Genomic DNA, 21,998 nt, shown 5'->3' with positions numbered 1-21,998 from the left:
ACCGACAACCCTTTCAGCGTAATCCTTCAAGTTCCGCGATGCGGGCGGCACTGTCTTTTTCAAGCATTCTGGTCATTTCGCGAATGACCGTTTCCGCCAGCACAAAGAGCGCTGCCGAAGAATCCCAGGCTGACGGTACGGCCGTACGTCCCGCCAGAACATGGCGCGCCACGCGTGCAATCGGTGAAAGCCACTGGTCGGTCACGAGGATGACTTCCACGCCTCGTGACCTTGCCGTCTCAGCCAGTTTCAAAAGACTGTCCTGATAACGACGAATATCGAAAACCACCAGAACATCGCGCTTTCCCATATCGAGAAGACGGTCACGCCACACGCTCTCCTGTCCGCCCAAGTGAAAGACATGCGGGCGAATGACCGTCATATGCGCCGCCATATATTGCGCAATGGGGTCAGTGAAGCGCCCGCCAATCAGATAGACATTGCCCTTGGCGTCACTCAAAGCCGACACGGCCTGCCGCAACTGCTTTGCACCCAAATGCCGGAAACTCTCCCGAATATTCTCAAGCGTATGTTCCACCGCCGGATAGGCTGTGTCTCGCCCGGTTCCCGGCTGTTCGTTGCGGTGGTGCGGTGATTGCAGTTGAGCCGCGAGTTCATCCTGCAAGCGCGCTTGAAAATCAGGATAGCTCTGAAACCCGAGCCTGTTCACAAAGCGCAATATCGTTGGGGAGCTGACACCGGCCAAGCCGGAAAACTCCGCGACAGTTTTTAGTCCCAGCATCGGGTAATTGGCGATCAGCGTCTGGGCGGCACTGCGCTCGCCCGCTGGCATCGTATCGATCCGTTCATTGATCAGTTCCGCAACGCTTGCATGCACCGGCACAGCACTTCCCGTTCCTGAACGCCCTTTTTGAATTTGGGCGAAATTGTGTTTGACAAATAATCATAGGACGTATCAAATAATCCGCAATAGCGCATAATTGGAAAAAACGTAACATAAGTTACAGCGCGGGGAACAAACAGAATGACGGACGAGCGAGAACATCGCACGGCTTCGTGCGAGCCTGTTTCTGTCTTCAACAAGGATGGGGAAAGTCCCTATCTTCTTGTCTGCGAGCACGCATCCAACTTCATTCCCGAGACTTTCGAGGGGCTCGGTCTGGGGGGAGATGCCTTGCAGGCACATATCGCGTGGGATCCAGGCGCAGTGGAAGTTGCAAGGCATCTCGCCTCGTCCCTTCACGCGCCGCTCGTCGAAAGCCAGCTTTCGCGACTGCTGATCGATTGCAATCGTCCACTCGACGCTCACGACCTCATTCCGGAAATCAGCGAGACGACCGTGGTTCCCGGAAATCACGTGCTCAATTCCATGGAACGTCTGGCACGTATCGATCTTTCACATCGGCCATTCCACACTGCTGTCGAACACGTGATTGCAGAGCGTGCGCGACGAGGACAGGCATCGTGGATCGTGACGATCCACTCCTTCACGCCCATCTATCGCGACGTCCCCCGCCCCTGGCCGATCGGCATCATCCACGACGAAGATGACCGGATCGGCAAGCCGTTGATCGCCGCACTGAGGAAAGATCCAGCGCTCAATGTCGGCGTCAACGAACCCTATTCACCAGCCGATCGCGTCTATTACACGCTGGAGCGGCACGCGCGTCCGCGCAACGCGCCCTGCGTGATGATCGAACTTCGCAACAATGAGATTGCCGATGGTCCGGCACAGATTGCCTGGGCCGAAAAACTCGCAACGATATTGAGGGACATTGCGAAAGCAATTGACCCTCGCAACACAGAACAGAAAGCCTGAAGGAGCGGGAAATGCCGAAGCCGATCAGACTGTTCGTCAAATATGTTGATGCAGTGAATTACTATGTCGGGCGCTTCGCGATGTATCTCTTCTTCGTGCTCGGCGCCTGCCTTCTATATTCGACTTTTTCGCGTGTTGTTCTCGGCGTACCGGTCAACTGGGTATTGGAAATGTCCCAGTTTCTGCTCTCGGCCTACTATCTGCTCGGTGGAGCATACGCCATGCAACAGGGCGCGCATGTGCGCATGGACTTGTTCTTTGACCGTCTTTCACCGCGCAGGAAAATGATCACCGACATGATCACCATCCTGTTCATCATTTTCTATCTTGGCGTGATGGTCGCCGGCGGCATTTCATCGACCAACTACGCCATCGTTTACAGCCAGAAGAACTATACCGCCTGGGCGCCGCTTCTCTGGCCGATCAAGCTCATCATGACTGTCGGTATTCTCCTGCTGCTGCTGCAGTGCGTCTCCAATTTCTTCAAGGACTGGGCCTCCCTGCGTGGACAGCCGATCAGCACCATCGCGGGTCCTGCCATTGAGGAAGGGCATCACATATGAGTTCGGAATTCATAACGCTCTTCATGTTTGCAACCATGATGGTGCTGCTCATGACCGGGCAGCGCGTATTCGGCGTGATCGGTTTTGTCGGCTCGCTCGCCGCTCTCCTGCTTTGGGGCAAAGGCTCGTTCGAGATGCCGTATAATGCCACCTTTGCGGTGCTGAACTGGTATCCGCTTATCACTGTGCCCTTCTTCGTCTTCATGGGCTACATGCTCTCGGAATCGGGCATTGCCAGCAATCTCTACCGCATGTTCCACGTGTGGTTCGGCGGCATTCGCGGCGGTCTGGCACTGGGTACGATCGGCCTGATGGTCATTATTTCCTGCATGAACGGCCTGAGCGTTGCAGGCATGGCAATCGGCGCTACCGTCGCACTGCCAGAGCTTCTCAAGCGTGGCTATAACAAGGTTATGGTAACGGGCGTCATTCAGGCTGGCAGTTCACTTGGTATCCTTATTCCGCCAAGCGTCGTGCTGGTACTTTATGCGATGATTGCCCGGCAGCCGGTATTGCAGCTCTGGCTCGCAGGGATTGGTCCCGGCCTTCTCATGGCCGCGCTCTTTGCGATCTATATCTACATACGCTGCCGCCTCCAGCCCGAGCTCGGACCGACTTTGCCACAAGAAGAACTGGACAGGATCACATGGCACGACCGCTTCGTCGCGCTGCGCGCAGGCATTCTGCCACTCGTGGTCTTCGGCGCGATGATGGGCCTGTTCCTCACCGGCGTTACCAGCCTTGTTGAAAGCTCGGCCGTCGGCGCATTGCTTGCAACGCTTGCCGCGCTTTTCACCGGACGCCTCAACAAGATTGTCTGGGAAACCACGTCACGGAACAGTCTCACCGTCACCTGCATGTTCCTCTGGATCATTCTGGCTGCACTCTGCTTTTCATCGGTCTATGATGGCCTTGGAGCGGTGAAAGCCATTGAAAGCGTGTTGCTGAACACCTTCGATCTGTCGCCCTGGACAATCCTGATACTGATGCTGTTTTCGTTCATCATATTGGGCATGTTCCTCGATGACACGGCAATGCTGGTCATCGTGGCACCGCTTTACATACCGCTGGTCAAGAGCCTCGGCTTCAACGCCATCTGGTTCGGTGTGCTCTACACGATCACCTGCCAGATCGCATATATCACGCCGCCTTTCGGGTACAATCTCTTCATGATGCGGGCCTTGGCCCCGAAGGAAGTCACGCTGATAGACATCTATCGTTCAATCGTACCGTTCTTCTTCCTCATGGTGCTGACCATCATCCTTCTGATGATCTTTCCGCAGATCGCGATGTGGTTGCCCAACTGGTACACCGGACGATGACGATAATTACGGGAGAATGCGCATAAGCCGGTGACAAGAGCCAGAACGGCTAGACCGGAACACATAAAGGGTGAACTCAAACAAGAGTGGGAGAATGGGCATGAGTGAGAAGAGCAAGCTTAACAAACGCGATTTTCTCAAGAAAGCCGGGCTGACGACCGTTGGCGCGCTGGGTGCAAGCACGCTTGCAACGCCATATGTGAGGGCGCAGAGCCCGATCAAATGGCGGCTCCAGACCTATGCAGGTCCGGCACTTGCAGAGCACGTCATCAAGCCGTCTATCGACGCCTTCAACAAGGCTGCCAATGGCGAGATGGTGATCGAACTTTATACTGCCGACCAGCTTGTGCCGCAGGGTGAGTTGTTCCGCGCGGTTCAATCCGGCACAATCGACGCTGCGCAAAGTGATGACGACTCGATGGCGTCACCAGTCGATGTCGCGGTGTTTGGGGCTTATTTCCCCTTTGCATCGCGCTACAGCCTCGATGTGCCTGCGCTGTTCAACTGGTACGGGCTCAATGAAATCTGGGAGGAAGCCTATAAGGAAATTCCGGGCGTCACATGGCTCAGCGCCGGTTCCTGGGACCCGTGCAATTTCGTAACCACCAAGCCGATCCGCAGCGTTGCTGACCTGAAGGGACTTCGGGTCTTCACATTCCCGACCGGTGGCCGCTTCCTGACCAAATTCGGCGTCGTGCCTGTCACGCTGCCGTGGGAAGATATTGAAGTCGCTATCCAGACTGGCGAACTCGACGGCGTTGCATGGTGTGGCGCGACCGAGGCCTATACGGTTGGCTGGGCCGACATCAACAAGTACTATCTGACCAACAATATCAACGGCGCATGGGCCGGTTCCTATTTCGCGAATACCGAGAAATGGGACGCTGTGCCGGATCACCTGAAGACGCTCTTCAAGCTGGCAATGGACTCATCGCATTATTATCGCCAGCATTGGTACTGGTGGGGCGAAGCTCACTATCGCACCACCGGTGGGAAGCTGGAACTGACAACTATTCCGGAATCGGAATGGAAACAGATTGAGGACGCTGCTGAACAGTTCTGGGATGAAATCGCAACCAAGAGCGAGAGAAACGCCAAAGTCGTCGCAATCCTGAAAAAATATCAGGAAACCATGCGAGGTGCGGGCGCACCTTACCGTTATGCCTAAGGATTTTGGACGCGGCACACTGTGCCGCGTCCATCACTTTTTTCCGTTCTGGAGCGAGCATAAATGGCCGGACAATTGACTTTCGATGCATTGAAAAAAGCCGTTGCGAATGATGAAATCGATACGGTTCTTGCATGTTTTGTGGACATGCAGGGACGCTTGATCGGCAAACGCTTCTACGGGCAGTTTTTCGTGGAATCTGGTTACGACGAGACCCATGGCTGCAACTATCTTCTTGCCGACGATATCGATATGGAACCAGTGCCGGGCTATGAGGCCGCCGGATGGGACAAGGGCTATGGTGATTTTGTCATCAAGCCGGATCTTTCGACCTTGCGCGTCGCCACATGGCTGGAAAAGACCGCCATCGTGCTTTGCGACGTGCTCGATCATCACGACCATCAGGATCTGGCGCATTCCCCGCGTGCTATCCTCAAGAAACAGCTCGCGCGCCTGCACGAGCGCGGCTATCGCGCCTATTTCGCGTCTGAGCTTGAGTTCTATCTTTTTGACGAGACCTATAAGACAGCCCGCGCAAAGCACTGGCAGGATATGGAAACGGCATCTCCTTACGTGCAGGATTATGTCATCCACCTGACCACCAAGGAGGAACCGGTTCTACGCGCAATGCGCAACCAGCTCGCGGCAGCGGGAATTCCGGTCGAAAACTCCAAGGGCGAATGGGGTCCGGGACAGGAAGAACTGAATGTGCGCTATGCCGAAGCGCTCGAAATGGCAGACCGCCATGTCATCATGAAGAATGCGATGAAGGAAATCGCCGAAGCACACGGCAAATGCATCACCTTCATGGCCAAGTATGATTACGGCAAGGCTGGAAGCTCCAGCCACGTGCATAATTCCATCTGGAGCGCCGATGGCAAGGAACCGCTCTTCTTTGATCCGAAAGCCCCATACACTATGACGCCGCTCATGCGTTCCTGGGTGGCCGGACAGCTCAAATACGCCACCGACTACACCTATTTCCTGGCGCCTTACATCAATTCCTACAAGCGCTTTCAGGCAGGCACTTTTGCGCCGACGAAAATCATGTGGAGCCAGGATAACCGCACTGCAGGTTTCCGCCTTTGCGGCGAAGGTACGAAAGGCATCCGCATCGAATGCCGCATCGGTGGTGCTGATCTCAATCCATATCTGGCCTTTGCAGCGCTTATCGCATCGGGCTTGCAAGGCATAGATGAACAACTGGAACTTGATGAGCCCTTTGTCGGCGATGCCTATAGTGCGGTCAAACTCAAGGAAATTCCTTACACGCTCCGGGAGGCCGCACAGGCGCTCAAGAACTCGTCGTTTCTCAAGGAAGCTTTTGGGGACGCTGTGGTCAACCACTATGTCCACACCGCCCATTGGGAGCAGATCGAATACGACCGGCGCGTGACCGACTGGGAACTACATCGCGGTTTCGAGCGCTATTGACCCGCGTGACCGGTCCCGAAATGAATAACGCAATGCCAGACTTCAGAGGAAATTGCAGATGAGCGGCACGGCCAAGATCATCTCTCCGATAGACGGCTCGGTATATGCCGAGCGTCCTTTTTTAAATGAGGCTGCAATCGCCTCGACGGTGGCGGCAGCGCGCGCTGCGCAAACAGGCTGGGCTCAGTTGAGTACTGCTGAGCGCGCGCGCTATTGCCGGGCCGCACTGGATGCGCTTGCCGGGATGCAGGAAGAGATTATCCCTGAAATCGCATGGCAGATGGGGCGCCCGACCCGTTACGGCGGGGAGAATGGCGGCGTGCAGGAACGCGGCCAATATATGATCGATATCGCCGAAGAGGCGCTGAAACCTTATGTGCCCACACAGAAGGATGGTTTCCGTCGGTATGTGAAGCACGTGCCGCTTGGCGTGGTTCTGGTGATTGCACCGTGGAACTATCCCTATCTCACCGCCGTCAACACAATCATTCCCGCACTTATGGCCGGGAACACTGTGATCCTCAAACATGCCACGCAGACGCTTCTGGCTGGTGAACGCTTTGCAAAAGCGTTTGAGAAGGCCGGGCTGCCCAAGGGTGTATTCCAGAATATCGTTCTCGATCACGCATCGACGGAAAAGTTGCTTGCATCCGGCACAATTGACCACGTGAATTTCACCGGCTCGGTTGGCGGGGGGCGCGCCATCGAAAAGGCTGCTGCGGGCACCTTCATGACGCTCGGGCTGGAGCTTGGCGGCAAGGACCCGGCCTATGTGCTTCCTGATGTCAATCTGGACCATGCCGTCGCCAATCTGGTCGATGGTGCTTTTTTCAATTCCGGCCAGTGCTGCTGCGGGATCGAGCGCATCTATGTTCATGAAGCAGTCTATAACCGCTTCGTCGATGGTTTCATCGACCTGACGAAGCAATATGTCGTCGGCAATCCGCTGGATAGCTCAACGACGCTCGGACCAATGGCGCAGGCGCGCTTTGCAGATCTCATCCGCGAGCAGAAGGCGGAAGCGTTGCGCAAGGGTGCGAAGGCCCACGTCAATATGAGCGTCGAGAATGATCGCGCGGGCTCTCCCTATGTCGCGCCGGAAGTGCTCACCAATGTCGACCACCAGATGAGCGTCATGCGTGAAGAAAGCTTCGGCCCCATCGTCGGCATCATGAAAGTACGCAATGACGAGGAAGCTCTCGCGCTCATGAATGACAGCATCTACGGCCTTACAGCTTCGCTCTGGACAGCAGATACGGACCACGCTGCCGCTCTCGGTGACCGCATCGAAACGGGCACGGTTTTCATGAACCGCTGCGATTATCTCGACCCCGCACTTGTCTGGACCGGGGTCAAAGACACTGGCAAGGGTGCTGCCCTGTCACCCATCGGCTACGGCAATCTCACGCGACCGAAATCCTTCCACCTGCGTGAGAAAATCTGATCTGAATTGAATTTCTGGAAAGCAATCGACATGACCACTTTGACTGCCAAATGGAATTTCCCCACCACCGTGCTTTTTGGCCCAGGCCGCATCAAGGAATTGCCTGTCGTCCTCAAGGCCGCTGGCATTCAGAATCCGCTCTTTGTGACTGACCCCGGTCTGGCAAAACTTCCAGTGGTGGCGTCCACGCTCGCTATTCTGGATGAAGCTGGTGTGAAATACGGGGTTTTCTCCGACGTCAAACCTAATCCGGTCGAAAGCAATCTCTATGCGGGCGTTGAGGTCTTCAAAAGCGGCAAGCATGATGGCGTCATCGCTTTTGGTGGTGGTTCAGCGCTCGACCTCGGCAAGCTGATTGCCTTTCAGGCAGGGCAGACACGACCGGTCTGGGATTTCGAAGACATTGGTGACTGGTGGACGCGCGCTGACAGCAAAGCAATTGCCCCGATCATTGCCGTGCCCACGACCGCTGGCACCGGATCGGAAGTTGGCCGTGCAGGTGTCTTGACCAACGAAGCGACCCATACCAAGAAGGTCATCTTCCATCCCAAGATGCTGCCGATCACAGTCATTGCCGATCCTGAGCTTTCCACCGGAATGCCACCTTTCATCACTGCGGGCACTGGCATGGACGCACTGGCACACTGCCTTGAAGCCTATTGCGCTCCGGGATTTCATCCGATGGCCGATGGCATCGCGGTGGAGGGTATCCGTCTGGTTCTTGAAAACCTTCCCACCGCCTATGCCGATGGCAAGAATATTGAAGCGCGTGCGAACATGATGGCAGCGGCCGCAATGGGTGCAACAGCCTTCCAGAAAGGGCTTGGTGCAATCCATTCCCTGTCGCATCCCATCGGTGCCCTTTATGATACCCATCATGGCATGACGAATGCGGTTTTCATGCCCTATGTCCTGCTTCAGAACCGATCTGCCATCGAAAAGCGTATAGAACGGCTTGCCGATTATCTCGGCATCAAGGGCGGGTTCGACGGATTTCTGGCAGCAGTCATGAAATTGCGGAGCGATTTGAGCGTCCCCAATACGCTGCCCGAATTCATCAAAGGCCTCACAATGGATGACGCCCGGAAAGACCTGATTGCCGAGATGGCTATCGTCGATCCAACCGCTGGCGGCAACCCGATTGAATTGACAAAAGAACGCGCGTTGAAGTTGCTAAATGCTGCACTCGAAGGTAAGGTCTGACACGCTGAATTCAGGCTCGGCGAGGGCCATAGAAGTAAGCATCGCACCACCTATGGCGGGGGGCGATGCATTGGGGAGCAGGTTCTTGGGGAGGAGCCTGCTCCCTTTCATTTTGCGCAACATTCAGGCCTGCCCAAAACAGCGAAAACCCGGCTTTCCGCCTGTAGAGAAGCGGGAACAAATCGATATTTCAAGCGTTTACCTTAATCACCTAAGACGGAGGGTTGCACGTGAATATCTTCAAACAGACCTGTGTCGGTGCGTTGGCCGTGATCTTCGGAGCGACGTCCATCGCGCCGACAATGGCAGCGCCTTTGAATCTGGAACGTCCGGTCATCAATCATAATGTGGAACAGGTGCGCGATCATCGCCGCCCGCCACGTCACTATAATAGCCATAGGCCCCACCGGCCGGGATACTGGAACGGTCATCGCGGCTATCGGCATTATCGTCATGGCTATCGTCGCTATAATGACGGGTGGTGGTATCCGCTGGCAGCTTTCGGCGCAGGTGCCATCATTGGCGGTGCCGTAAGTCAGCCTCGCCCCGTTTATCGTGCATCGAGGATGTCCAACGCGCATGTTCAGTGGTGCTATAACCGCTACAAATCCTATCGCTCCTCAGACAATACATTCCAGCCCTATAATGGGCCGCGCAGACAGTGCTATTCGCCCTATTCTCGTTGATAATTGGAAACGCGCCCTTTGAGGGCGCTTTTTCATATAGTTTACGATGTGTCGAACAGAAACGTGATGAAATTTCCGGTTTCTGCGATAACCCAATGCTGGACGCCTCTCTCAAAGAGGAATAAGCAAGCCCGCGTCATAGCAATGTCGCGGGCAAAATTTTCTTCGTTCCCATTCTTTTGCGACATGACGGACAATATTCAGAACGTGGATGGTGAAAGAAATGTGCTCGACTTTCTCCACGACCAGTTCAGTCCAAAGCCGGCAGTCGCTCTTTAGCTGCGTGCATTGCGCGGGCAGCAGAACGATTTCGGCGCAACCTTGAGTTTGAGAATGTCGCATACCACCGCCGCAAGCCCCGCTCCTACCAATGCGCAACGTCTGGCGATGACCGCTCTGATCGTTGGCGGAATCGCTATTGGCAGCTCGCCGATCTTTGTCCGACTTTCCGAGGTGGGTCCGCTCGCAACAGGCTTCTGGCGTCTTGCACTCGCAGTTTTACCGCTTCTGCTCATGGATGGTCGCGAACGGCGCGACGAAAAGGATACTACCCCGCTCACGCTGTCCGACTGTTTGCGCCTCGCCCTGCCAGGCCTGTTTATCGCTTTCGACCTCGGCGCGTGGCACTTGTCGCTGCACATGACATCCGTTGCAAATGCCACGCTGCTTGCCAATATGGCGCCGATTTTCGTGACATTGGGCGCTTGGTTGCTTTTCAACTCGCGCGTGAGCACGTCTTTCATGATCGGCCTTGCCGTCGCGGTCATTGGCGTCGTCGTGCTAAAGGGTGGACCGGGCGAGCTTCTCCAGTCCCAATCGTCCGGCGATGCGATGGCGCTTCTGGCCGCAGTCTTCTATGCCGGTTACATTCTCTCGGTTGGCCGCTTGCGCAGCCGCTTTTCCACCATGCGCATCATGCTGTGGAGCAGCGCGATTGCAGCCGTCTTTTCGCTGCCGGTTGCGTATTTCATGGAAGGTCAGATACTGCCTGCCACGCTCTATGGATGGCTTATTCTTGCAGGCCTAGCATGGGTAACTCATGCCGCAGGCCAGAGCATGATCGCTTATGCCCTCGCCTATCTTCCGGCATCGTTCTCGTCACTCACCCTGCTTCTGCAACCGGTTGTCGCAGCGTTTCTTGCCTGGACTATCCTGTCGGAACCTATCGGCATGTTGCAGGCTCTGGGCGGCATCATCGTGATATCGGGCATTTTGATCGCTCGAAGAGGATAGGATATGAAAAAGCCCCGGTTTCCCGGGGCTTTCTTACGGAGCTGATTACTCAGCCAGCCATTCCTTGATGCGGTCCGGATGGTCCGCGATATATTTATCGACGGCCTTCTCATAGGATGTTTCCTGCGCATCGAACATCGCAGCTTCGAGCTCGCTGATCGGAATGCTCATCTTGGTCAGCAATGAAGCAACTTTCGGATTGTCTTCCTTGAAGCCCTTACGTGCAATGGCGTCGATATGTTCGGCACCACCCAGTGCGCCTTCAGGATCGGCAATGTAACGCAGCTTGTACTTGCCGAACATCCAGTGCGGGCTCCATGAGGTTGCCACGAACCAGCCGTCGGAACGTGTGGCGCGGTCAACTGTCGTCAGCATGGCCGCTTCACTCGAAATATTGAGCTTGTAGTCCAGCCCGTATTTCTTGATCGCTTCCTGCGATAGACGAGTGAGGCCTGCGCCCGGATCGATGCCCTGAATTTCGCCCTTCAGCTTCTCGCGAACTTCCGGCTTCTTCAGGTCTTCAATGGAGCTGATCTCACTTTCCGGGATGTAAGCCGGAACAATCCAACCGAGCTTTGCACCTTCATAGAGCGGGCCTAGGTCTTCGACCTTGTCCTTCACGCGTGCATAGTAATCGGCGTGCGTTTCCGGCAGCCAGGCCATCATCATGGCATCGATATCGCCACGGCTCACGCCCTGATAAAGTGGGGCCACGTCCGTCTGAACCAGCTCAACCTTCTGGCCGAGATTGTCTTCGATCAGTTTCTTGGCAAGTTTGGTGACGAACTCAGCATCCGACCAAGGTGCCCAGCCGATCTTCACCGGCTTGCCGTCCTGCGCAAATGCTGCGCCCATGGTCATCGTTCCCGCCACAACTGCCGCCAGACCGAATTTGGTTAGTTTGCCTAACATAGCTTCTCCTTTTCGATTGGTATCAGTTCCCATAGTTATTATTGGGTTATTCTTGGTTATTTTGGCTTTCTTCATGCTTCCTGCTTGCGAAAGGACGAGGCGGACTGAGTGTCCGCCGCCTTTCTTAAAGATGCGAGCCTTTTGAAAAATCCGGCTCCGCCCTTGCCGAAGCTCTGGGTAATGCGGTCGAGAATGACCGCCAGAATGACCACTGCAAGGCCACCTTCAAAGCCGAGGCCCACATTGAGGCGCTGGATGCCGGTCAACACTGTATTGCCGAGGCCGCCCGCACCGATCATCGACGCGATGACCACCATTGAAAGCGACAGCATGATCGTCTGGTTGATGCCGGCCATGATCGAGGGCATGGCGTTTGGAAGCTGCACCTTGAACAGAAGCTGCCGTGATGTGCAGCCGAAGGCCAGCCCGGCTTCAACGAATTCGGCATGTACCTGCCGGATACCAAGATTGGTCAGACGCACAACCGGCGGCATGGCGAAAATCACCGTCGCAATTGTTCCGGGCACGGCACCGAGGCCAAAGAACATTGCGGCCGGAATGAGATAGACGAAAGCGGGCATCGTCTGCATGAGGTCGAGCACCGGGCGCACAATCGAGGCGACTGTATCGCTGCGCGCCATGGCGATGCCAAGCGGAATGCCGATCACGACAGCAATAACCGTCGATGCCAGCACCAGAGAGAGGCTTTCCATAGTGCCCGTCCACAATTCCATGTGGATGATAAGGCCCAATGCGAGAGCCGTGAATATCGCGAACTTCCACCCCACACGCCACAGCGCGAGCAGTGTAAGAATTGCGACCCCACCTATCGGCGGGACTGCGAGAAGAGCGTTTTGAATACCGTCAGTCACAAAACCGATGGCGGCTGCGATCATATCGAGCGCAGGCGTAAAGTGGTCGAGAATGTAGTTGACCACAACATCCGCCCATCCGCCGACACTGAAATTCAAATCCATGTTTTACCGTCCATTTCCGTATTTCTTCTGGATTGGACCAATTCTGCCTTCATCAGGCAAAAGGCCGTTGGCGCGCAGGTCTCAGCCCGCGCGACCAAGCGTTTCAAGCAAGGCCGATTTGCTGATAGCACCGACATAACGGTTCTGGCGGTCAGTGACCGGGACCGGCCAAGGGCTTTCCGCCACCTGTGTCAGCAATCCGGCAAGCGGCGCTTCGGCTTCGATAGCAGAGACGCTATCCAGTCTCTCGCCATCCTGCGCGACAGCACCCTTTGCCAGCACATCACGACTGACCATGCCGCGATATGTGCGGTCGGCATCGATCAACACGCCGAACGTCTTGCCGCTCGCGTCGAAACGCTCGAGCGCCGTCGCCAGCTGTTCGGGTTCAAACACGATCAGCTCGTCGTCGCGAGCCACATCGACGGCTTTGAATACGCGGGACACATCGACATTGCGGAAGAAGGAACGAACATAATCGTTGGCCGGTGCGGACACGATTTCGTTCGGCGTTCCCACCTGGACGACCTTGCCGTGCTGCATGATGCAGATACGGTCACCGATACGCATGGCTTCGTCCAGATCATGGCTCACGAAAATGATCGTCCGGCTATGTTCAGCCTGCAGCCGCTTGAGTTCGTCCTGCATTTCGGTGCGGATCAGCGGATCAAGGGCAGAAAATGCCTCGTCCATCAGAAGAATGGTCGGCTCGCTTGCCAGCGCGCGCGCCAGTCCGACACGTTGCTTCATACCGCCGGAAAGCTGATCCGGCATACTGTGAGCATATGGTTCAAGACCAACCGCAGCGAGTGCTTTCAGTGCCTTCTGGTGACGTTCCGCCTCACCCATTCCGGCCACTTCGAGACCGAACGACGCATTGTTCAGAACCGATCGATTGGGCAGGAGCGCAAAAGACTGGAACACCATGCTCATGTCGCGACGACGAAGATCGATCAGCTCGCGCTTCGTCATTTTGACGATATCGCGGCCGTCCACTTCGATGGAACCGGCAGTCGGTTCGATCAAGCGATTGAGCAGACGCAGAAGCGTGGATTTGCCCGAGCCGGAGAGACCCATAATAACGAATACTTCGCCTTCATAGATGTCGAAGGTCGCATCATCGACGCCGATTGTTGCGCCAAGTTCGCTGTGAATCTGGGTTTTTGATTTACCTGCGCGCAATTCTTGCATTGCACGCTCCGGGTCATCGCCGAAGACTTTAAAAACGCTCTTCAAGCTTATTTTCGTCTCAGCCGGCGACTTCATACTTTCTTCCTTGTATAAAATACCATGCATTAAGTTTAACCCCGCTGTGCTGGCGGACTTAATCTCCTTTTTAACATTGATAGAACTTCATTCCAGCGCAAAGTGCCCACACGCGATCTGCGTTCCGCAAACGGTCCGCATGGAATGATTATCGATAGATTGCTTGATTCTATATAGGTCATTTCCCGACATGTCCACCCACAGCCGTGAATTCATCTGAATGATCCGTCCAGCAACCGTCCCCTTGAATGATTTTTTTGAAGGGTTGCACGACGCATTTCGAAGGCTGTTCGACACTGACTAAAGCAGGAGGCAATCGACCAGCCTGAAGACAATAGTAGTCCCGATCCAGTCAATTACCGGAACACCCTGCGACAAATATGCTATCAGCTGCGACATCGTTCGAATTAGTATAATTCGGGATAAAAATGACTATAATTACAGAAAAATAGTGTGATTATACTATCACTCGGAGTTATCTAGTCTATACATAAAGACGGCGCGGATTGAGCAATCCGCGCCGTAATAAACCCTGTTTCAAAGGCCTGTTTCTTCAACGATAAGCCATATATCCGACAAAGCCGGTGATCTTCCAGCGTGCCCCGTCGCGACCACAAAAATAAAGCGTCTGCCAGTTGAGGCGATCGATTGTTCCGTCCTTTCTGGCGATCGTTCCATCGAATTTTTTCCGTGCGAGAGCGACGTCGCCGGTAATATCGATCACACTCAGGTTGGTCGCACGAAAGATACCGTCCGCCAGAGATTCGGCATATTCCACCGCTGCACTCTCCGCTGCCTGTCGCAGCCATTCATCGCGATAACTTGCGAGCGTCGGAAAACCGGCGTCCCAATTGTCAGGATCGCGATCATTATGCGCATGAATGCCAAGGAAGCGCACCTCATCGAAATCATCGGCCACCAATGACCAGTCCTGCGATACGAAGGCCTCGATATCGCGCCGTACAAGCATCTCCCAAATCTGCTCGCGATCCTTGTCGCCAGCAAACGGATTGGCCGCACCCTTCATGCTATCCTCCTGATTATCTTAATTTTCCACGTGCGGCGACCGGCAGGATATCGACGACATCCTCGCCCGAAACAAGATGAACTTCATCAAAGAGATTGGAAACGACGCAGACGTGGTCGGGAATAATCCGGAGCCGCTCACCAACCTTCAGACCCGCGACATCACCAACCAGCTTGCCGTGCTCCTCACTCAGGCCGATCACACGGGCATCGGGACGGCCCATCACTTCACCAAAGTCGCTCAGTCCCAGCGTATCGCTGGATAGTGCCTTGGACCCGGCATCAACGATCGCTCGTTCTGATGTTGGATGGCTGACGACCGTTGAAAGCACCGTCAAGGCGCAGTCATCCACTGTCGCCGCGCCCTTTTCGACCTGATAACGGTCGAAATAGATATAGGTGCCGGGGCGATATTCGGTGACGACGCTGTCGCTGGGTTTGCGCCACATATCGGGCGTGCCGCCGCTTGAAATCGTCTCGCAGGGAAGGCTATTCGCCTCCAGCAACTCACGTGCCGAATAAAGCCATTGTTCAGCCTCGTCCGGCTTGCCCGCTGCGGGATAGGTCATCAGACCACCAAAACGCAGTCCTGTGCTCTGGTCTATAATGCGTGCCAGCTCCAGGGCTTCGGCTGGCGTCTGCACGCCACAGCGCCCCATGCCCGTGTCGCATTCGACAAGCACTTTCAACGGATGCTTTTCATCGGTGAAACGCGCCGCCAGTCCTGCAAGGGAGGTTCGATTATCGACCGTTACAGACAGGGTGATGCGTTGATGCAGCGTATGAAGGCGATCAAGCTTTTCCTGTCCGAGAATATTGTAGGGCAGGAAAATGTTCGTCAGCCCAGCATCGGCCATGACTTCTGCCTCGCCTAGCTTCTGGCAGGTGATCCCGGTCGCGCCCGCTTCCACCTGCATTTTGGCGAAGAGCGGCAGCTTATGCGTCTTGATATGCGGGCGCAGTTTAACCCCCACCGCATCTGCATGCGCCTGCGCCTTGGCGATGTTCGCCTTCACGCGATCAATATCGATGAGGATCGCAGGTGTATCCACCTCGTGAACGGTTTTCGGTCTGGTCATGGATCAGTCTCCCAGCGGCAAGCGCGGATCGTCTATGGTGAGCGTATTGAGGCTATGCTTGATGCGACGCAGGCTTTCCAGCACCTTGGGGCCACGCGCTTCTGCTGTCGCCGTGGCGATCATGTCGAGAATGGCGAGCAGCGCGAAGCGCGATGATGTCGGCTTGTAGATATTGCCGTCTTCATTGGCCTGATATGGAATAAGCACATCCGCTGCCTTGGCGAGATCGGAACCGGCAGGCGTGATCGCCACCGTCTGTGCTCCATATTGCCGTGCGACAAGCACGGCCTCCACCACCGAACGCGCGAAGCCGGAGACGGAGAAAGCGATTACCGTTGTTTCATGCGTGGTGACGGCGGCATACATGCGCTGTAATTGCCCATCAACCTGCGCGCTGACAGGAATACCCAGCCGGAACAAGCGGTTCTGCATTTCTGTTGCCAGCATGGACGAGATGCCGCCAGACCCAAGACATAGCACAGGACCACCGGCGGCAAGCCGTTCGGCCACTTTCATCAACACGCCCATATCGAGCCCGTCGCTGGCGCGCTGAATGGCGGCAACTGCCGCATCAGTCACAGCCGTCGCTATGCGGCTTTCACGCACATCCCGCGCGGGAATTTCAGCCGTCAGATACTGCCCGCCGATGGCCAAGGCCTGCGCCAGAAAGAACTTGAAGTCGCGAACCCCGTCACAGCCAAGTGCCCGGCAAAAACGTGTCACCGTGGGTTCGCTGACACCTGCTCTGGCCGCAATTTCCGAGATTGCCGCCTTGGAAGCATAATCGGGATCGGCCAGCACGAGCGCAGCCAGCCTCCGGTCGGATTTCGATCCGTCCTGCGCCACGACATGCAGCCGCGTGATGATGTCGGCAACCTTGCTCATCGGAAATTCAAAGCGGGAGACCGCTATCCTTGTCGAAAAGATGTATGTGTTCGCTCTTCGCAGTTACAGGCACTTGCTCGCCGGGCGCAAGATGTATGCGCTCGCGAAACACAGCTCGTATAGGCTGTCCTGCGATCCGGCCATAAATATGCGTTTCGGGACCAGTCGGCTCGATCACCTCGATGGTGAGTTTCAGCCCTTTGCCATCCGGCGCGACCGTAAAATTTTCCGGTCGAATGCCTGCTTCCACCTGCCGGGTTTCGGATGATCCCGCGCCAACAGCGATTTCCTCGCCCTCTTCGGTACGGAATACTCCGTCTGACACAGTTCCCGGAATGAAACTCATCGACGGCGAACCGATAAAGCTCGCAACAAACTTGTTGGCGGGACGATCGTAAAGATCCAGCGGCGCACCGATCTGTTGAATCCTGCCCTGATTCATAACCACGATCCGGTCGGCCATGGTCATGGCCTCGATCTGGTCGTGGGTGACATAAATCACCGTCGACTTCAGCCGCTGATGTAGCGCCTTGATTTCCGTACGCATCTGTACGCGCAATTGCGCATCCAGATTGGAAAGCGGCTCATCAAACAGAAATACCGATGGTTCGCGAACAATGGCGCGCCCCATGGCGACGCGCTGGCGCTGCCCGCCTGAAAGCTGACGTGGGTAGCGATCAAGATAGGAATGGAGATTGAGGATGGACGCCGCCCTGTCCACCTTCGCGGCCGTTTCTTCTGACTTTTCGCCGCGAATACGCGGACCAAAGCCGATGTTTTCACGCGCCGTCATATGCGGAAACAGCGCATAGGATTGAAACACCATCGCGATATTGCGCTTTTGCGGTGGCAACTCGTTAGCCCGTTCCCCACCAATCAGAAGGTCACCACCGGAAATGGGTTCAAGCCCGGCCACCATCCGCAAAAGCGTGGATTTTCCGCAGCCGGAAGGGCCAACCAGTACGAGAAACTCTCCACTTTGAATATCGAGGTCGACATGGTCGAGGACCGTTAATTGTCCGAAAGTCTTGGTGATGCCGCGCAGAGAAACCTCTTTCATCGGTCAGTTCCCTCCGAGAATATCTTCGATGAAAGGACGGCAGCCCGCAGTCAGCCCGGCATCGACCGGAAGGATCGCGCCGGTAATCCCCGATGCGCGGTCAGAGGCCAGAAATGCTACCGTTTCCGCCACTTCACGCGTGTCAACGATGCGCCCCAGCGGATAAAACCGCTGTAGGCGCTCCAGCACGCTCGCATCCTGCGCGATACGATGATCCCATGCGGGTGTTCTTATCGACCCCGGACAGACGACGTTGGCACGCACGCCCTTCCTTCCGAACTCAACCGCAATACCGCGTGCAAAGGCATTGATTCCGGCTTTGGCAGCTGCATAAGCCGGGTTTCCGAAATGCAGGAGACCGTTAACCGAGGAAATGAAGACGAAAACGCCTTGTCCGCGCGCTGCCATGGCCTGCGCCATGACATTGGAAAATCCGGCAACCGCAGTCAGGTTGAGGTCAATCTCGGCGTCGATATTGCCCTGATCCAACCCATCGAAAGTCTCGGCACGGGTCCAGCCCGCATTGTTGATGACAATATCGGGCGGGCCCGATTCCGCTATTATCCGCTTTGCAGCCAGCTCCAGCCCGTCGCGGTCAAGCAGATCAAAGGCATGACGCGCATGAAAATCATTGCCGGTCATTGCCTCCAGTGTCGTATCGCAACCGATCACGCTGGCGCCGCGTTCAGAGAACAGCTTGACCAGCGCGCTTCCAACACCGCCACCGGCTCCGGTAACCAGCACCGACTTTCCGGTAAATTCGCCTGCTTGCTCCACGCTATTCCCCTTTTATGCGGCAGCTTTCTGCACCTGTTTATTCCCACCAGCGTAAAAGTCAAAATGTAAGTTTGCAACAAAACTTTTCGCTTGAAAGTGCAGATTAAGCCGATAATGTAAGAAAATAACAAAAATAGATCGTCATCGCACCAATGCGCGGCAAAACAAGGGAACGGGAAGATGTCTATCAATAAATGGAAGGCCGGCCTGCTGGCCGGATTGAGCGTTCTGGCGCTGTCATCGGTTGCGAATGCAGGCGAAGTGCGCATGACCGTCGCGGAGTACAGCTCCAAGACCGGCCCCTACTTCGAAGAGGTCAAGAAGGCATTTGAAGCTGCCAATCCCGGCATCACGCTCAACTTTGAAGTAGTTCCATGGGATGTACTTCTGCAGAAACTGACTACCGATATTTCAGCAGGCACCAATGCGGACCTTTCGATCATCGGCACACGCTGGTTGATCGATTTCGTGCAACAGGGCATCGCCGAACCGCTCGACGGTTACATGAACGACGAGTTCAAGGGCCGGTTCATCGAGACTTTCCTGTCTCCATCCATCCTTGAGGGCAAGACCTACGGTCTGCCGATCGCAGCCTCTGCCCGCGCCATGTATTACAACAAGGATCTGCTGGCCAAGGCAGGCGTCGAAAACCCGCCCGCAACCTGGGACGAGCTGAGAGCCGCCGCCACGAAAATCAAAGCGCTCGGCGGAGAGAATTACGGTTTCGGCCTACAGGGCAAGGAAATCGAGACCGACGTTTATTACTATTACGGCATGTGGTCCTATGGGACAGAAATTCTCAACAAGGACGGCACGTCGGGCCTCAGCACACCGGGCGCACTTGAAGCCGCGAAGCTTTACAAGTCGCTGATCGACGATGGCCTGACCCAGCCCGGCGTCACTTCCTATGCACGCGAAGACGTGCAGAACCTCTTCAAGCAGGGCAAGGTCGGCATGATGATTACCGCGCCTTTCCTTTCCAACCAGATCAAGGAAGAAGCCCCGAACCTCAAATATGGCGTTGCAGCCATTCCTGCCGGACCGACAGGCGCGCGTGGCACCTATGGCGTGACCGATTCCGTCATCATGTTCCAGAACTCCAAGAACAAGGAGGAAGCCTGGAAGGTGCTCGACTTCCTGTTCCAGACTGAATGGCGCGCCAAGTTCACGCAGGGTGAAGGTTTCCTTCCGGTCAACAAGGAAGAAGCGAAGATGGATTATTACGTCAATAATGCCGATCTTGCCGCCTTCACCGCGCTTCTGCCGGATGCCCGCTTTGCGCCGATCATTCCGGGCTGGGAAGAAATTGCCGACATCACGTCCAACGCCATGCAGAGCATCTATCTCGGCAAGGGCGAACCTGATGTCGTGCTGAAGGACGCCGCCGCCAAGGCGGACGCAATCCTGAAGAAGTAACACTCCCCGCCTGCCCGGCAGTGCCCTCGCTCTGCCGGGCTTTTTTCTTTTCAGGGATTTTGATTGCCAATGCAAAGCCGCACCCTGCCCTATCTCCTGATTCTGCCGAGCCTGCTTCTGGCTGCGGTGGTGATCTTCTGGCCCGTGGTGCATCTCGTTGAAATTGCCAGTCATGACGTAAACCGCTTCGGGCAGCTACGCGATTTCAACGACGGCGCAAATTTCACTGCGCTATTCGCAACGCCCGATTTTCTGAATGCACTCTGGCGCACCGCACTCTGGACCGTCGCCGTGGTTGGCGGGGCACTTATCGTCTCCATTCCGGTCGCCATCATCCTCAACATGGATTTCTATGGCCGTTCGGTAGCGCGGGTCATCGTCATGCTGCCGTGGGCAGTTTCGCTCACCATGACAGCCATTGTCTGGCGCTGGGCGCTCAATGGCGAAAGCGGAATGCTCAATTCCGCACTGCGCAATCTCGGTATCATCGACAGCAATATTCAATGGCTAGCGAGCGCGGCCACCGCCTTTCCCATGCAGATACTGGTCGGCATTCTGGTCACCGTGCCGTTCACGACCACGATCTTCCTCGGCGGACTGTCATCCATTCCGGAGGATCTTTATGAAGCGTCGTCTCTCGAAGGCGCCAGCCTGTGGCAGCAGTTTCGCGAAATCACGTTTCCGCTGCTCAAGCCCTTCGTCAACATCGCCATCGTGCTCAATACGATCTATGTCTTCAATTCATTCCCGATCATCTGGGTCATGACGCAAGGTGGGCCGGCAAACTCCACCGATATTCTGGTAACGCATCTCTACAAGCTGGCTTTCCGCCTCGGAAAGCTGGGGGAAGCCTCCGCCGTATCGCTTATCATGCTGGCAATACTCCTCGTCTTCACGGCGATCTATATCCGCCTCGCAATGCGGGGGGAACGCGCATGACCGGCTCGAAGTTGAAACGCACAATCATTGCCTGGGCCATTCTGTCGCCGCTTATCGTGCTGACACTGTTTCCCTTCGCGGTGATGTTTTTCACCGCCGTCAAGCCTCCACAGGAGGTCCTGTCTCCAACATGGTGGCCAAGCAGCTTCCGCTGGCAGAATTTTTCGGAAATGTGGGTTCAGACCAAATTCGGGCAAGCGCTTCTGAACTCGCTTTACGTTTCGGTTATTGCTTCCGTCGGCGCCATCATTGTTTCCATTCCTGCCGCCTATGCCATGTCGCGCTTCCGCTTTGCAGGCCACGGTGCATTCCGGCAATTCCTGCTGATTTCGCAGATGATCTCGCCCATCGTTCTGGTGCTGGGCCTTTTCCGGCTGCTCGCCGCCTATGGATTGATTGAAAGTGTCTCCGCGGTCGGCGCGGTCTATATGGCCTTCAACATCGCCTTCACCGTGTGGATGCTGCAGAGCTATTTCGACACCATACCGCGCGATCTGGAAGAAGCCTCGTGGATGGAAGGCGCCGGGCGCGGCAAGACACTGATAAAAGTGTTCCTGCCGCTCTGCCTGCCCGCCATTGCCGTCACGGCAATTTTCACCTTCATCAATGCATGGAACGAATTCGTCGTCGCATTGACCATGCTGCGCAGACAGGAAAGCTACACCCTGCCCATTCAGGTCTTCTCGCTCGTCGCGGGGCGCTACACGGTCGAATGGCATTACGTCATGGCGGCAACCTTTCTTGCCACACTGCCGGTCGCCATCCTTTTCATTTGGCTCCAGCGCTATCTCATCAAGGGACTGGCCCTTGGAGCAGTCAAATAACCGG

21 protein-coding genes are annotated in these 21,998 nt (G+C 55.7%); 12 read left to right on the top strand and 9 right to left on the bottom strand.

The features are described from left to right. Positions 1 to 13: 13 nt before the first annotated feature. On the bottom strand, positions 14 to 793 hold the full coding sequence (locus CES86_RS24405; RefSeq protein ID WP_231771610.1) for a MurR/RpiR family transcriptional regulator: 780 nt from the start codon (positions 791 to 793) through the stop codon (positions 14 to 16). A 192-nt stretch (positions 794 to 985) separates the two neighbouring features. Here CES86_RS24405 and CES86_RS24400 point away from each other — a divergent pair, with 192 nt between their 5' ends. From CES86_RS24400 to CES86_RS24355, 9 genes are all read left to right on the top strand, one after another. Then, a complete protein-coding gene (locus CES86_RS24400) occupies positions 986 to 1,780 on the top strand; it encodes an N-formylglutamate amidohydrolase (protein ID WP_012093232.1) in 795 nt (264 codons plus the stop codon). 11 nt (positions 1,781 to 1,791) lie between these two features. Continuing rightward, entirely contained in the window at positions 1,792 to 2,343 is a 552-nt protein-coding gene (locus tag CES86_RS24395; protein WP_010659063.1) for a TRAP transporter small permease subunit, read from the top strand. Continuing rightward, a complete protein-coding gene (locus CES86_RS24390) occupies positions 2,340 to 3,665 on the top strand; it encodes a TRAP transporter large permease (RefSeq protein ID WP_012093234.1) in 1,326 nt (441 codons plus the stop codon). Before CES86_RS24395 ends, CES86_RS24390 begins: the two co-directional genes overlap by 4 nt. A 100-nt stretch (positions 3,666 to 3,765) precedes the next feature. Then, entirely contained in the window at positions 3,766 to 4,833 is a 1,068-nt protein-coding gene (locus CES86_RS24385; RefSeq protein ID WP_094515637.1) for a TRAP transporter substrate-binding protein, read from the top strand. Positions 4,834 to 4,896: 63 nt separating this feature from the next. Further along, positions 4,897 to 6,267 (top strand): glutamine synthetase family protein, encoded by a 1,371-nt coding sequence (locus tag CES86_RS24380; RefSeq protein WP_012093237.1) that lies wholly within the window; start codon positions 4,897 to 4,899, stop codon positions 6,265 to 6,267. Positions 6,268 to 6,325: 58 nt separating this feature from the next. Next, positions 6,326 to 7,711: an aldehyde dehydrogenase family protein gene (locus tag CES86_RS24375; RefSeq protein ID WP_094515636.1), complete on the top strand. Its 1,386-nt coding sequence runs from the start codon at positions 6,326 to 6,328 to the stop codon at positions 7,709 to 7,711. Positions 7,712 to 7,741: 30 nt separating this feature from the next. Beyond that, positions 7,742 to 8,914, top strand: a complete 1,173-nt coding sequence (locus CES86_RS24370; RefSeq protein WP_012093239.1) for an iron-containing alcohol dehydrogenase — start codon at positions 7,742 to 7,744, stop codon at positions 8,912 to 8,914. A 230-nt stretch (positions 8,915 to 9,144) separates the two neighbouring features. After that, on the top strand, positions 9,145 to 9,600 hold the full coding sequence (locus tag CES86_RS24365) for a BA14K family protein (protein ID WP_094515635.1): 456 nt from the start codon (positions 9,145 to 9,147) through the stop codon (positions 9,598 to 9,600). Positions 9,601 to 9,933: 333 nt separating this feature from the next. Then, positions 9,934 to 10,833 (top strand): DMT family transporter, encoded by a 900-nt coding sequence (locus CES86_RS24355; RefSeq protein ID WP_094515633.1) that lies wholly within the window; start codon positions 9,934 to 9,936, stop codon positions 10,831 to 10,833. A 45-nt stretch (positions 10,834 to 10,878) separates the two neighbouring features. Here the strand turns inward: CES86_RS24355 and CES86_RS24350 are convergent, their stop codons facing one another. The 8 genes from CES86_RS24350 to CES86_RS24315 all read right to left on the bottom strand — a co-directional run bounded on the left by CES86_RS24350 (position 10,879) and on the right by CES86_RS24315 (position 18,815). Then, on the bottom strand, positions 10,879 to 11,745 hold the full coding sequence (locus tag CES86_RS24350; protein WP_010659072.1) for a glycine betaine ABC transporter substrate-binding protein: 867 nt from the start codon (positions 11,743 to 11,745) through the stop codon (positions 10,879 to 10,881). A 71-nt stretch (positions 11,746 to 11,816) separates the two neighbouring features. Further along, on the bottom strand, positions 11,817 to 12,722 hold the full coding sequence (locus CES86_RS24345) for an ABC transporter permease (RefSeq protein WP_010659073.1): 906 nt from the start codon (positions 12,720 to 12,722) through the stop codon (positions 11,817 to 11,819). 81 nt (positions 12,723 to 12,803) lie between these two features. After that, positions 12,804 to 13,988: a glycine betaine/L-proline ABC transporter ATP-binding protein ProV gene (proV, locus tag CES86_RS24340; protein ID WP_094515632.1), complete on the bottom strand. Its 1,185-nt coding sequence runs from the start codon at positions 13,986 to 13,988 to the stop codon at positions 12,804 to 12,806. A gap of 553 nt (positions 13,989 to 14,541) precedes the next feature. Then, complete coding sequence (locus CES86_RS24335) at positions 14,542 to 15,015, bottom strand: hypothetical protein (protein WP_094515631.1); 474 nt, start codon at positions 15,013 to 15,015, stop codon at positions 14,542 to 14,544. A gap of 13 nt (positions 15,016 to 15,028) precedes the next feature. Then, the gene (locus CES86_RS24330; protein ID WP_094515630.1) at positions 15,029 to 16,093 is read right to left on the bottom strand and encodes a D-TA family PLP-dependent enzyme; all 1,065 of its coding nucleotides are present in this window, start codon (positions 16,091 to 16,093) and stop codon (positions 15,029 to 15,031) included. 3 nt (positions 16,094 to 16,096) lie between these two features. Next, positions 16,097 to 16,978 carry a MurR/RpiR family transcriptional regulator gene (locus CES86_RS24325; protein ID WP_010659077.1) on the bottom strand — a complete coding sequence of 294 codons (882 nt, stop codon included), beginning with the start codon at positions 16,976 to 16,978 and terminating at the stop codon, positions 16,097 to 16,099. 7 nt (positions 16,979 to 16,985) lie between these two features. Beyond that, a complete protein-coding gene (locus CES86_RS24320) occupies positions 16,986 to 18,038 on the bottom strand; it encodes an ABC transporter ATP-binding protein (RefSeq protein ID WP_094515629.1) in 1,053 nt (350 codons plus the stop codon). 3 nt (positions 18,039 to 18,041) lie between these two features. Continuing rightward, complete coding sequence (locus CES86_RS24315) at positions 18,042 to 18,815, bottom strand: SDR family oxidoreductase (RefSeq protein ID WP_094515628.1); 774 nt, start codon at positions 18,813 to 18,815, stop codon at positions 18,042 to 18,044. A gap of 180 nt (positions 18,816 to 18,995) precedes the next feature. Between CES86_RS24315 and CES86_RS24310 the strand changes: the two genes are divergently transcribed. From CES86_RS24310 to CES86_RS24300, 3 genes are all read left to right on the top strand, one after another. Next, positions 18,996 to 20,231 (top strand): ABC transporter substrate-binding protein, encoded by a 1,236-nt coding sequence (locus CES86_RS24310; RefSeq protein ID WP_012093247.1) that lies wholly within the window; start codon positions 18,996 to 18,998, stop codon positions 20,229 to 20,231. A 69-nt stretch (positions 20,232 to 20,300) separates the two neighbouring features. Then, positions 20,301 to 21,170 (top strand): carbohydrate ABC transporter permease, encoded by an 870-nt coding sequence (locus CES86_RS24305; protein ID WP_012093248.1) that lies wholly within the window; start codon positions 20,301 to 20,303, stop codon positions 21,168 to 21,170. After that, positions 21,167 to 21,994 carry a carbohydrate ABC transporter permease gene (locus CES86_RS24300; protein WP_094515627.1) on the top strand — a complete coding sequence of 276 codons (828 nt, stop codon included), beginning with the start codon at positions 21,167 to 21,169 and terminating at the stop codon, positions 21,992 to 21,994. Before CES86_RS24305 ends, CES86_RS24300 begins: the two co-directional genes overlap by 4 nt. The last annotated feature ends 4 nt before the right edge of the window (positions 21,995 to 21,998 follow it).

The organism is Brucella lupini (genome assembly GCF_002252535.1).
Classification (GTDB): Bacteria; Pseudomonadota; Alphaproteobacteria; order Rhizobiales; family Rhizobiaceae; genus Brucella; species Brucella anthropi.
The sequence above is the reverse complement of the archived record's forward strand: the minus strand, read 5'-3'. Positions and strand labels throughout refer to the sequence as shown.